This window comes from Streptomyces sp. NPDC004284 (genome assembly GCF_042874035.1).
In the GTDB taxonomy this organism is placed as follows: Bacteria; Actinomycetota; Actinomycetes; order Streptomycetales; family Streptomycetaceae; genus Streptomyces.
Map to the genome: position 1 here is coordinate 106,975 of NZ_JBIAMJ010000007.1, position 11,667 is coordinate 118,641.

At 73.0% G+C, this 11,667-nt stretch carries 10 protein-coding genes; 4 read left to right on the plus strand and 6 right to left on the minus strand.

Annotated features, from left to right (window positions below; translation table 11 throughout):
• Positions 1–32: 32 nt before the first annotated feature.
• Positions 33–728, plus strand: a complete 696-nt coding sequence (locus tag ACFYUS_RS19780; protein ID WP_388853297.1) for a GntR family transcriptional regulator — start codon at positions 33–35, stop codon at positions 726–728.
• Positions 729–1,030: 302 nt separating this feature from the next.
• Here ACFYUS_RS19780 and ACFYUS_RS19785 read toward each other — a convergent pair whose 3' ends face one another.
• Entirely contained in the window at positions 1,031–2,035 is a 1,005-nt protein-coding gene (locus tag ACFYUS_RS19785; protein ID WP_388853300.1) for an AraC family transcriptional regulator, read from the minus strand.
• A gap of 144 nt (positions 2,036–2,179) precedes the next feature.
• Between ACFYUS_RS19785 and ACFYUS_RS19790 the strand changes: the two genes are divergently transcribed.
• Positions 2,180–3,427, plus strand: coding sequence for a TerD family protein (locus tag ACFYUS_RS19790; protein WP_388853303.1), 1,248 nt, complete (start codon positions 2,180–2,182; stop codon positions 3,425–3,427).
• Positions 3,428–3,441: 14 nt separating this feature from the next.
• Here the strand turns inward: ACFYUS_RS19790 and ACFYUS_RS19795 are convergent, their stop codons facing one another.
• The 4 genes from ACFYUS_RS19795 to ACFYUS_RS19810 form a co-directional block, all read right to left on the minus strand.
• Positions 3,442–4,458 (minus strand): 1-aminocyclopropane-1-carboxylate deaminase, encoded by a 1,017-nt coding sequence (locus ACFYUS_RS19795; RefSeq protein WP_388853306.1) that lies wholly within the window; start codon positions 4,456–4,458, stop codon positions 3,442–3,444.
• A 47-nt stretch (positions 4,459–4,505) separates the two neighbouring features.
• Positions 4,506–5,210, minus strand: a complete 705-nt coding sequence (locus tag ACFYUS_RS19800) for a GntR family transcriptional regulator (RefSeq protein ID WP_388853309.1) — start codon at positions 5,208–5,210, stop codon at positions 4,506–4,508.
• A gap of 63 nt (positions 5,211–5,273) precedes the next feature.
• A complete protein-coding gene (locus tag ACFYUS_RS19805; protein ID WP_388853312.1) occupies positions 5,274–6,698 on the minus strand; it encodes an alkaline phosphatase PhoX in 1,425 nt (474 codons plus the stop codon).
• Between the two features lie 109 nt (positions 6,699–6,807).
• Positions 6,808–8,268, minus strand: a complete 1,461-nt coding sequence (locus tag ACFYUS_RS19810) for a hypothetical protein (protein ID WP_388853315.1) — start codon at positions 8,266–8,268, stop codon at positions 6,808–6,810.
• A 208-nt stretch (positions 8,269–8,476) separates the two neighbouring features.
• Between ACFYUS_RS19810 and ACFYUS_RS19815 the strand changes: the two genes are divergently transcribed.
• On the plus strand, positions 8,477–10,315 hold the full coding sequence (locus ACFYUS_RS19815) for an endonuclease/exonuclease/phosphatase family protein (RefSeq protein WP_388853318.1): 1,839 nt from the start codon (positions 8,477–8,479) through the stop codon (positions 10,313–10,315).
• 12 nt (positions 10,316–10,327) lie between these two features.
• On the opposite strand, the gene ACFYUS_RS19820 is transcribed toward ACFYUS_RS19815, so the two are convergent.
• Positions 10,328–11,041, minus strand: a complete 714-nt coding sequence (locus tag ACFYUS_RS19820) for an antibiotic biosynthesis monooxygenase (protein ID WP_388853320.1) — start codon at positions 11,039–11,041, stop codon at positions 10,328–10,330.
• Positions 11,042–11,134: 93 nt separating this feature from the next.
• Here ACFYUS_RS19820 and ACFYUS_RS19825 point away from each other — a divergent pair, with 93 nt between their 5' ends.
• Positions 11,135–11,578, plus strand: coding sequence for a GNAT family N-acetyltransferase (locus ACFYUS_RS19825; protein WP_388853322.1), 444 nt, complete (start codon positions 11,135–11,137; stop codon positions 11,576–11,578).
• Positions 11,579–11,667 lie beyond the last annotated feature (89 nt).

The window sequence follows — 11,667 nt, forward strand, 5'->3', positions numbered from 1 at the left end:
CCCCTCCCGGCCGAACGACTGGAGCCCTCCCGATGACCACCCCCCGTCCCGCCGCCCGCACCACCGCCGTCGGGGACACCCACATGTCCCTGCGGGAGCGGGTGTACGTGGAGCTGCGCGAGCGGATCATCGAGGGCGACTACCCGGCGGGGCTGCGCCTCGTGGAGCGGGAGATCGCCGACGACCTGCGGGTCTCCCGGGTGCCGGTGCGCGAGGCGATGCAGCGCCTGGAGTCGGAGGGCTTCCTCACGGTGCAGCCGCGCCGGGGATCGGTGGTGGCGGAGTTCGGCCCCGAGGACGCCGCGTACCTCTTCGACGTACGGGAGAACCTGGAGGGCCTGGCCGCGCGGCTCGCCGCCCGGAACGCGACCCCCGCCCCGCTGCGGGACCTGGAGCGGCTCCTGGCCCGGGCGCGGAAGGCGGCGGAGTCCGGGCGGCTCCGCGAGGCCGTCTCGCTCAACGCCGACTTCCACCGCCGGATCGTCGAACTCTCCGGCAACCCGCTCCTGGCGGACCTGATGGCCCCGCTCGACTCCCGGCTGCGCCGCCTCTTCCGGCTCACCTCCGCCCAGTCGGACGGCGAGCCGATGTGCGGGGCGCACGAGCGGCTCTACGAGGCGGTCCGCGACCACGACGAGGAGGGCGCGGAGGCCCTGGCCCGCGCCCACGTCGCCGACACCCGCGCCTCGACCCTGCGCCTGCTCACGGCGCTGCCGGACACCCCGTAGGGGGTACGCAGGACCCGGCCGGACTGATACGGGGGAGCCGGCCGGGACCCGGGCCACGGTGCGCGCCTGCGCACCCGACCCGCCCACCGTAGGCCCGCCCGAAGATCATCGCGATCCGCGGAACGCGACACCTGTCCGGATTGCGCGGCGGGTCGATGCACACCCGGGAGCGCACCATGCGCCCCCCGGTGGTGGGCTCGCGCCCCGTCCCCGATCGGGCGCCCGCTTTCTGCCGTGGGTCAAGCGCTCCGCTCCCGATCGGGCGCCCGCTTTCTGCCGTCGGTCAAGTGCCCCGACCCCGGTCACGCGCTCGCCCGGAGCGTCCGGGACGGTGACTCGCCGAACCTCTCCCGGTAGCGGGCCGCGAACCGGCCCTGGTGGGCGAAGCCCCAGCGCCAGGCCACCTCGCTCACGCTCACCTCGTCCGGCGCGGCCGCCCGCAGCTCCTCGCGGACCCGGTCGAGCCGGACCTCCCGCACGTACGCCATCGGCGACATCCCGACGTACTCCCGGAAGGACTCCTGGAGGCGGCGCACGCTCACCCGCGCCAGGACGGCGAGCTCGGTGCTCGTGAACGGGTGCTCGGGACGCTCCCGCACCGCGTCCATCGCGCGCTTGACCGGGGCCGGGCGCCGCACCTCCCCCGGGTGGGCGAGGACCTCGCGCCAGGGGTGCTCGGCGGCCAGCAGCAGCCCGTTGAGCAGCGCCTCCTGGAGGGGCCGGGCGACCAGCTCGTGCGTGGCGAGCCCCTCCCCGGCGAGCGCCTCGGCGGCGACCTGGCGGGCGAAGCGCACCCAGCTCAGGCCGGGGCCGCGCGTGATGTCCAGGTGGGGCGCGAAGACGAGCGGGCCGCGCGGCGCACGGCCCGTCAGCTGTTCGAGGCGGTCGCGCAGTTCGGCCGCGCCGACCTTCACGGACAGGGCCCGGCAGTCCCCGCTCCAGCGGTCGAGGAAGGTGTCCCCGGCCGGGTCGAGCAGCAGGGCCTCGGCGGGCGTCGCGACGATCGGGGAGCGACCGCCCTGGCGTATCTCCATCGTCCCGCTCATCGGCGCGTTCAGGTGGTACGCGCCGAGCTCGCCGAAGCTCATCCGCACGTCGGCGCCGCAGCTGAGGTCGCCGATGACCAGCGGCCCGAGCGCCACGGTGTCGAAGCGGGCCGCGAAGGGGCGCCGCTCCCCGTCGACGACGGCCATGCGGTTCGCGTAGTAGCGCACGTCGAGCTCCTCGCGCGCCTCGTCCACGTCCCCCGTCCGGAACGAGCTCCGGTCCACAGCCCCCTCGCCGCTCACGGCCCCCACAGCTCCCATGGACCGAAAGAATATTCTTATGACGGATTGCCCGGTAACGGCGGGTTGCGCGGTGGGCCTGAAGGGAACCCCGTGCGTCACCGGACCGGCCGAACCGGAAGGAGGTAAGGGAACGGCAAAGGGGGCCTGATCGTTACCCCTGGCATGACCGCTATGACCCCCGGCTCGAACATTCCTCTCACCGCCGCGCGCGTGGCGGTGGACGTCGCCGCCCCCGTGCGGCTCGACGTCTCGGGCCTGCTGCTCGGCGCCGACGGCAAGGTGCGCTCGGACGACGACTTCATCTTCTACAACCAGCCGGCCGGGCCCGGCGTCACCTACCGCTCCGGCGGCGGGGCCGCGCCCGACGCGATCCTGGTGGACACCGGCGCCCTCCCGGCCGGCATCGAGAGGATCGTCGTCACGGCCAGCCCGGACGCCGCCGGCCAGACCTTCCAGGGCATCGAGCCCACGGCCACGATCCGGAACGCGGACGACGGCACCGTGATCGCCACGTTCACGCCGCCGCGGCTGGCCACCGAGACGGCGCTCGTGGTCGTCGAGATCTATCTGCGCAACGGCGCGTGGAAGGCCCGCGCGGTCGGCCAGGGGTACGCGAACGGGCTCGCCGGCATCGCGACCGACTTCGGCGTCTCGGTGGACGACGAGCCCGCCGCCGCACCGGCTGCGGCGCCCGTCGCCCCCGTGCCGCCCGCCCCGCCGGTGCCGCCCGCGCCGCCCGCCGCCCCGGTGGACCCGCGCATCGCGGCCCCGGTGCCCCCGGCCCCGCCCGCTCCCCCGGCGCCCCCGGCCCCCGCCGCCCCCGTCTCCACCGGCAAGATCAACCTCGACAAGGGCCGGGTCAGCCTCCAGAAGAACCAGACGGTGTCCCTGGTCAAGGGCGGCCGCCCGCTGCTCTCCCAGGTCAAGATGGGCCTCGGCTGGGAGCCCGCCTTCCGGGGCAAGGACATCGACCTGGACGCCTCCGTCATCGCGTACGGTCCGCAGCGCAACCACCTGGACAGCTGCTACTTCGGCAAGCTGTCCATCCTGAACGGCTCGATCAAGCACTCCGGCGACAACCTCACCGGCGAGGGCGCGGGCGACGACGAGGTGATCGTCGTCGACCTCGGCCGCCTCCCGGCCGACGCCACCGGACTGGTCTTCACGGTCAACTCCTTCTCCGGCCAGAAGTTCACCGAGGTCGCCAAGGCCTACTGCCGGCTGATCGACGCGGCGACGGGCGAGGAGCTGGTCCGCTTCGACCTGACCACCGCCGAGCCGCAGACCGGCGTGATGATGGCCAAGCTGATCAAGCAGTTCTCCGGCGAGTGGGAGATGACGGCGATGGGCGAGTTCGTGAAGTCGCGGACCGTCCGGGGCATGGTGAAGCCGGCCGCCCAGGCGCTCTGAGCGGCCGGAACCTCTCAGAACAGGGCGCTGTAGGCGTTGAGGGCGGGCTGGCCGCCGAGGTGGGCGTAGAGCACGGTCGAGTCCCGGCCGATCTCCCCCCGGTCCACCAGGTCGATCAGACCCGCCATCGACTTCCCCTCGTAGACGGGGTCGGTGACCATGCCCTCGGTGCGGGCGGCGAGCCGCATCGCGTCGAGGGTGGCCTCGTCGGGGATGCCGTACACCCCGGCGTGGTAGCGCTCGTCCAGCTCGACGTCGGCCGCCGTCACCGCGCGCTCGACGCCGATGAGGGCGGCGGTGTCCCGGGCGATCCGGGTGATCTGCTCGTGCGTCGGGACGGGCTTCGCGGAGGCGTCGATCCCGATGATCCGGCGGGCCGGGCCGCCCTCCTCGGCGAGCGCGGCGAAGCCCGCGACCATGCCGGCCTGGGTGGAGCCGGTCACCGAGCAGACGACGACCGTGTCGAAGAAGACGCCGAGCTCCCGCTCCTGCTCGGCCACCTCGTACGCCCAGTTCGCGAAGCCGAAGCCGCCGAGCCGGTGGTCGGAGGCGCCGGCGGGGATCGCGTACGGCTTCCCGCCGCCCTCCTCGACCTCCCGCAGGGCCTGCTCCCAGCTCTCCTTGAAGCCGATGCCGAAGCCGGCCTTCACCAGGCGCACATCGGCGCCCGCGAGGCGGCTGATGAGGATGTTGCCGACCTTGTCGTAGACGGAGTCGGGCCAGTCGACCCAGCTCTCCTGGACGAGGACGCAACCGAGGCCGGCGCGGGCGGCGACGGCGGCGACCTGGCGGGTGTGGTTGGACTGGACCCCGCCGATGGAGACGAGGGTGTCGCAGCCCTGGGCGAGGGCGTCGGCGACCAGGTACTCCAGCTTGCGGGTCTTGTTCCCGCCGTACGCGACACCGGAGTTGCAGTCCTCGCGCTTGGCCCAGAGGGTGGCGCCGCCGAGGTGGTGGGTGAGCCGTTCGAGCGGATGGACCGGGGAGGGCCCGAAGAGGAGCGGGTAGCGGTCGAAGTCGGTGATCGGCAAAACGGCTCCCGGTGGGTGGCGGCGACGGGTCGACGGTCCTGGACGCGCTACGGCCGCTCGGGCGGAGCCACGGGCGCGGCGATGCCGGTGACCTCGGCCACCTCGATGGCGTCGTCCGCGAGTTGCTCCAGGGCGGCCCAGATCTCGGTGGTGACCCGTACCGCCTCCTCCGCGTCCCCCGCCGCGCACGCCTCGATGAGCCGGGCGTGCAGTTCGGCCGATCCGCAGCTCCCGGCGTCGCCGAAGAGGCGCCGCTCGACGCGGCGGATCAGGGGGGTGTAGCGCGCGATCGTGGCGGCGGCGGCGTGGTTTCCGCTGGCGACGACGAGGACCTGGTGGAGTTCGTCGTCGGCGGCCAGCGCGGCCTCCACGTCGGAGGCGCGGACGGCCGCCGCGAAGCGTTCGTTGGCCTCGCGCATGGTCCGGATGCCCTCGGGGCCGAGCAGCGGCACGCCGGTCCTGGCGGCGAGCTCGTGCATCACCCGGACCACCGAGGCGGCGTCCCGGACGACCCGGCTGACCGGCCGGGTGACCCGGGTGTAGCTCTGCGGCTTGGACTCGACGAGCCCCTCGTCGCCGAGCCGGGCCAGGGCCTCGCGCACGGGTGCGCGCGAGAGCCCGAGCCGGTCGGCGATGTCGGCGTCCTTCAGCGAGGCGCCGGGGGCGAGTTCGCCGCGCACGATGGCCTCGCGCAGCGCCTCGTAGGCCCGGTCACGCAGCAGGGTCCGGCCCACGGGCCGCAGTGCGTCCATGGACTGACATGTTAGATGTCAGTCCATGGACCTGACCAGAGATCAGTTTCGGCCTCAACGACCTCAGCGGCGGGGCTGGCGGCGCCAGGGGCCGGTGATCGCGACCATGATGCCCGGGTCCTGGATGTTGGCGAACAACGTGTCGCCGTCGGGCGAGAAGGTCACTCCGGTGAACTCGCTGTCGTTGAGGTCGTTGCGGGCGATCGGGTAGGTGCGGCCCGAGTCGGTCGCGCCGAAGAGGTGCTGGACGCCCTCGCCGTCCTCGGCGATGACGAGCCCGCCGTACGGGGAGACGGTGATGTTGTCGGGGCCGTCGAAGGCGCCGTCCTCGTCCGGGGTCGCGTTCACCCCGAGGAGCACCTTGAGGGTGAGGGTGCGGCGCTTCGGGTCGTAGAACCAGACCTGGCCGTCGTGCGCGGCGCCGGGGCTCTCCTCGCGCGCGTAGGAGGAGACGATGTACGCGCCGCCGTCGCCCCACCACATGCCCTCCAGCTTGCGGGCGCGGGTGACCTGACCGTCCGTGAACTGCTTGCGGACGGAGGTGGTGCGGGCGTCGCGGTCGGGGACGTCGATCCAGTCGACGCCGTAGACGGTGCCGATCCGGGTGGCGCGGGAGAGGTCGTCGACGAAGCTGCCCGAGGAGTCGATGCACCGGAAGGCCTGGAGCGCGCCGGCGTCGTCGGCGAGGGTGCGGAGCTGACCGCGGCCGTGCTCGAAGTCCTGCGGCGGCACCCAGCGGAAGAGCAGCCCGTTGGGGCCGGAGGCGTCCTCGGTGAGGTAGGCGTGGCCGCGCTTGGGGTCGAGGACGACGGCCTCGTGGGCGTAGCGGCCGAAGGCCTTGATCGGCTTCGGGGCGAGGTTGGCGCGGACGTCGTGCGGGTCGACCTCGAAGATGTAGCCGTGGTCCTTGGTCATGCCGTTCTTGCCGGCGAGGTCCTCGGTCTCCTCGCCGGTCAGCCAGGTGCCCCAGGCGGTGCGGCCGCCGGCGCAGTTGGTGGAGGTGCCGGCGAGGCCGACCCACTCGGCGACGGTGCCGTCGCGGTGGACCTCGACGACGGTGCAGCCGCCGGCCGCGGCCGGGTCGTAGACGAGGCCCTCGGTGAGCGGGACGGGGTGCGTCCACTTGGAGCGCGGGCCCTTGAGCTCGTGGTTGTTGACGAGGTACGTGGTGCCGCGCGGCCCGGCGAAGGCGGCGGTGCCGTCGTGGTTGGAGGGCGTGAACTCGCCGGACTCCAGACGGGTCACGCCGCTGTGGGTGACGACGCGGTACGAGAAGCCCTCGGGCAGCGCGAGCATGCCGTCGGGGTCGGCGACCAGCGGCCCGTACCCGAGGTCGTGGCCGTGGCCGCGACCCGCCCCGTACGTCTCCGGCTCGTCGGAGGCGAGCGCCTCGGGGGCCGTGGCGAGAGCTCCGACGACGCCGGTGAGGGCGAGGCCCGCACCGGCGACGGCGGACTGCTGGGTGAACTCTCTGCGGTTCAGCGGCATGGTGGTGGGGTCTCCCTGTGATGGCCGGGTCTCGCGGGCCACCCTCCCGCGCCCCCGAGAACACCGCCTGAACGCCACGGGAACACCACCGGGCATCCCGTACGGGGCGTCAGGACCCCGAAGCCCCCTGCCGGGAGCGGGCCTTGAAGGCCGCCTTGCGGGCCTCCTTCGCCGCCGCCTTGTCCCGGTGCAGACGGCCCATCGCCTCCAGGACCTCGGCCGTCGCCGGGTGCTCCACCCGCCAGGCCGCCTCGAAGAAGCCGCTGTGGCGGCCGCTGAGGCCCTCGACCAGCTCCTGGAGTTCCGCCAGGTCGCCGTCCGAGTCGAGCTGGGCCGCGATCGTGTCGATCGCCAGCCAGAAGATCATGGACTCCGGCGGCGCGGGGACGTCCGCCGCGCCGCGCTCGGCGAGCCAGACCCGGGCGAGCCCGCCGAGTTCGGCGTCGTCCAGGACCTCCCGCACGGCGGGCTCCGCCTCGGCGCCGACCAGGGAGAGGGTCTGCTGGCAGTGGAGGCGGCGGAGCGGGGAGCCGGCGTCGGCGCCCCGGGCGGCGTGCAGCAGTTCGCGGGCCGCGTCGAGCGCGTCGCGGCCGGCCAGCCACGCGGCGGTCTCCTCGCGGGCCGCGGCCTGGGGGTAGCCGGCGATCCCGTCGAGGAGGGCGTCGGCGCCCTTGTCCGCCAGGTCGCCGACGGCGGGCGCGTCGACGCCGGCCTCCAGCATCCGGGCGCGGACGCCGTAGAGCCCGAGCGGGGTGAGCCGGACCATGCCGTAGCGGGTGACGTCCTCGTCGTCGAGGGGCGGCGCGGGCTCCTCGCCCTCCTCGGCCATCAGGGCCTCGTCGACGGGCTGGTACTCGACGAGCCCGATCGGTTCGAGCAGCCGGAACTGCTCGTCGAGCCGCATCATCGCGTCGGAGACCTGCTCCAGGACGTCGTCGGTGGGCTCGCCCATGTCGTCGGGGACGACCATCGACGCGGCGAGCGCGGGCAGCGGCACGGGGCCCTCGCCGGCGCCGCCCTCGCTGACGGTCAGCAGGTAGAGGTTGCCGAGGACGCCCTCCAGGAAGTCGGCCTCGACCTCGGGGTCCCAGTCGAGGGCGTCGAAGTCGATCTCTCCGTCCTCGCCGACGACGGCGTCCAGGTCGTCGAGGACGGGGGCGACGGCGTCGGCGAAGACGGCGTCGAAGCCGTCCAGCCAGAGGCCGAGGACGTCCTGCGGCGAACCGCCCGTGACCAGCGCGAGGTTCTCGCCGGGACCGGCCCGCCCGGGGAGGTCGCCCTCCTCGCGCTCCTCCCCGTCCTCGACGGCGACGAGTCCGGTGTCGACGGCGAGCCGCCAGGCGTCGCCGGCCCAGGTCTCGCCGTCCTCGTCGTCGGCGAGGCCGAGGACCTCGGCGGCCTCGGGCAGCTGCTCGTCGACGAGTTCGCCGCCCGCGTCGACGCGGGTGTCGGGCCCGGCCCAGCGGGCGAGCCGCACCGCCTGGGCGAGGAGGGGGGCGGCCAGGGCGTCCCGCGCCAGCTCCGCGTCCGCACGCAGCCGAACGGGGGGAAGGGTGGGGTGCTCCGACATCTGGGGGGTCTCCTCGACGCGTGGGGGTGAAGGTGGAAGGGGCTCGGAGAGCGGTCCTCAGGGTAGACGCATCCGGGGCCCCGTCCGGCGGTTCACGGCCCCGTCAGCCTTCGTACACCCGTCGACTCTTGACAAGTGCACCGCTCTCACAAGAGATTGACGCGCGTAGATTCCTCTACTGATCCTCCAAGCACCTTCGGAGCCTCTGATGTCTTCGTCCATACCGAGATTCGCCGCGGTCTCCGCCGTCGTCGCCTCCGCCCTCGCCGCCGGTCTGCTCGCGGGCCCGGCGAGCGCCTCCGCGGAGGACGCCGCCGCCGGTGTCCGCGTCCACGACATCCAGGGCACGACGCGCGTCTCCCCCCTCGCCGGCAAGCAGGTCACCGGCGTCACGGGCATCGTCACCGGCGTCCGCACCTACGGCTCGCGCGGATTCTGGATCCAGGACCCCGAGGCGGACGAGAACGCGGCCACCAGCGAAGGCATCTTCGTCTTCACCAGCTCCGTCCCGACCGTCTCCGTCGGCGACGCGGTCCGGCTGAACGGCACGGTCACCGAGTACGTCCCCGGCGGCCTGAACTCGGGCAACCAGTCGATGACCCAGATCTCGAAGCCCGTCGTCACCGTGGTCTCGAAGGGCAACCCGGTCCCGGCCCCGGTGACCGTCTCGGCCTCGTCGGTCCCCGAGGAGTACGCCCCCGAGGGCGACCCGGCCGCGGGCGGCTCGATCAACGGCCTGGAGCTGGACCCCGAGACGTACGCCCTGGACTACTACGAGTCCCTGGAGGGCATGAACGTCCGGATCGACTCCTCGCGGGTGGTCGGCGCCACCGACCCGTACGCGGAGCTCTGGGTGACGGTGAAGCCCTGGGAGAACGACAACGAGCGCGGCGGCACGGTCTACGGCTCGTACGAGTCCCAGAACACCGGCCGGCTCCAGATCCAGTCGCTGACCCCGCTGGCCCAGCAGCCCTTCCCCAAGGCGAACGTCGGCGACCGGCTGACCGGCACCACCGAGGGCCCGCTCGACTTCAACCAGTTCGGCGGCTACACGCTGGCCGCGCGCGTCCTCGGCACGCTGGAGGACAACGGCCTGGAGCGCGAGACCACGGACAGGCAGCACAAGAACGAGCTGGCCGTGGCGACGTACAACGTCGAGAACCTCGACCCGACCGACCCGCAGGAGAAGTTCGACGCGCTCGCGAAGGCGGTCGTCGAGAACCTCTCCTCGCCCGACATCGTCGCCCTGGAGGAGATCCAGGACGACAACGGCGCCAAGAACGACGGCACGGTCGCCGCCGACGTGACGGTGAAGAAGTTCACCGACGCGATCGTGGCGGCGGGCGGACCGGCGTACGAGTGGCGCTCGATCGACCCGCAGAACGGCAAGGACGGCGGCGAGCCCGGCGGCAACATCCGTCAGGTCTTCCTCTTCAACCCCGAGCGGGTCTCCTTCACGGACCGCGCGGGCGGCGACGCGACCACCGCCACCGCCGTGACGGGCACCAAGGGCCACGCCGCGCTGACCCTCTCCCCCGGCCGCATCGACCCGGCGAACACCGCCTGGGAGGCCAGCCGCAAGCCGCTCGCGGGCGAGTTCGTCTTCCGCGGCCGCACGGTCTTCGTGATCGCCAACCACCTCACCTCGAAGGGCGGCGACGAGTCGATCGTCTCGCACCACCAGCCGCCGAACCGTTCCTCCGAGGCCAAGCGGCTGCTCCAGGCGCAGGCCGTCAACACCTTCGTCAAGCAGATCGAGGCCGTCGACAAGCAGGCGGACGTGCTCGTGGTCGGCGACATGAACGACTTCGAGTTCTCCGGGACGACGCAGGCGATGACCGACGGCGGCGCGCTGTACCCGGCGATCGAGTCGCTGCCGGAGAGCGAGCGCTACTCGTACGTGTACCAGGGCAACAGCCAGGTCCTCGACCAGATCCTGACCAGCCCCGGCGTGCACCACTTCGAGTACGACTCGGTGCACATCAACGCGGAGTTCGCGGACCAGAACAGCGACCACGACCCGCAGGTGCTGCGCTTCCGCCCGTAGCGGGCAGGACGGTCACACGCCCGCGCTCAGACTGAGCGCGGGCGTGTACCGCCGCACCCGGGCGCCCACGAGCCCCGGGTGGCGGTGCACCCGCCTCCAGGCCTCGCTCAGCCTGGCGTCGTCCGAGAGCCACTCCACATGGGCCTGCTCGCTCTCCCACTCCGCGTAGTTCAGGACCCGGCCGCCGTCGGTGGACAGATGGAAGTGGAAGCCGGTCCAGTCGGTCGGGGGCCGCGTCACCGCGTCCTCGTCCAGCGCGGTGAACACGGTGTCCACCCAGTCCTCCCGGCGCCCCGGGCCGGGCCGGTCGAAGTCGGCTTCGACGACGGCGACGATCCCGGGCAGCCCTCCCGTGCTCGTCCCGTCGCGGACGACGGACCGGTGGATCGGCGCGTAGCGGCGGAGCTCCACCCGCTCGATGCCGGGCACGGCGGCGTCGATCTCGGCGTTCCGGTCGTCGCGGTGGGTGCGGACGAAGTCCTCGTAGGCCTTCTCCTCGGTCCACTGCGAGTAGTGCAGCAGCGTGTCCCCGTCGGTCCCGATGGCGACGCTGTACGAGAGCAGGCCGAGGTCCGGCCACGCGCGGCTCTCCCAGGCCGTCCGGATGGCCTCGACGGCGGCACGCTGACGCTCGGGCGTGCCGACCCTCCAGGTGCTGACGAGGACGGCGCCGACTCCGGCCCGATGGAGATCGGGACGGGCATCGGGGTGTGCGACGGCGTTCATGGAAGGTCTCCTCCTGCTCGGTTCCGATGGCTCGACCCTCCATCCTCAACCACGCTTGAGGTCAAGGCACTTCGCCGTGGGAGACTTCGCGCCATGATCCTTCGCCCCGCCACCCGCGCCGAACTGCCCGCCGTCCTCGCCCTGCTCGCCGACGAGGACGAGGTCGTGGACCCCGCGTCGGTCGCGGTCACCGAGGCGTACGAGCGGGCCTTCGCCGACATCGAGGCCGATCCGCGCAACGAGATGCTGGTCCTGGTGGACGGCGATCTCGTCCTGGGCTGCCTCCAGGCCACGTACATCCCGGGGCTCGGCAAGAACGGCGCCGAGCGGGCCCTGATCGAGGCGGTCCGGATCAGGGCCGACCGGCGGGGCGGCGGACTCGGCCGGGAGCTGATGGAGCGGGCCGTGGCGCGGGCGAAGGAGCGCGGCTGCGCGCTCGTCCAGCTGACCAGCAACAAGCGGCGGACGGACGCCCATCGCTTCTACGCCTCCCTGGGCTTCGCCCGCAGCCACGACGGCTTCAAGCTGGCCCTCTAGCCGAGCAGGTCGTGCCGGACGGCCATCCTTCACGGAAACTGAATCCTCGAACCAAGAAGATCTAAGTGGACCTTCACGGTCATGCGCGC